1 pseudogene is annotated in these 594 nt (G+C 63.8%); it reads left to right on the top strand.

From position 1 onward, the window contains the following. Positions 1–263, top strand: a pseudogene (locus F6Q13_RS19675) (IS1380 family transposase); the annotation flags it as partial. Between the last annotated feature and the right edge of the window lie 331 nt (positions 264–594).

Raw genomic sequence — 594 nt, 5'->3', positions numbered from 1 at the left:
TGGTGTCCAACTGGGTCTACATGGTCATCGCCGCCCTGGCCTGGAACATCAAGTCCTGGTTCGCGATGATGCTGCACCGCAAGGCCGACCGGCGCGACTGGATCGCCATGGAGTTTCGCCGCTTCTGCACCCAGGTGATCCTCATTCCCGCCATGATCATCCGCCGCGCCCGCGGCATCACTGTCCGCATCATCGGCTACCACCCCAGCCTGGACCGATTCCTCAGCGCCTACAACGCTATTGAGCGCACTCGCTTCGGCTGACACCCGCACCCTTCACTTGCCTGCGGGCCCTGCGGCACCCGCATACGACGGTCACCCCCTCTCCGTGCTCGAACCGGCACGCCCCGCGTCGTCCTGGCATGCCCGCACACCCGAATAACCCCAGCAAAAGCAGTAATCCAGCCAAACCACGACCCCACAGACACCCGATGACCCCCGAAAAACCGCCGAACCGCCACACTGAAACGGCATCCGCCAAAATCCCGAGACCCGACCACGTCGACTCGCTTATTTGAGGACTAGGTGCCCGCCCCATAAACCGGCACCGGTGGCCGCGCCTTGGCGAGCAGATCGGTAACCACCGGTCCGAGTT

This window comes from Mycobacterium sp., assembly GCF_008709575.1.
Classification (GTDB): domain Bacteria; phylum Actinomycetota; class Actinomycetes; order Mycobacteriales; family Mycobacteriaceae; genus Mycobacterium.
This window is presented reverse-complemented; position numbering and strand designations above follow the sequence as displayed.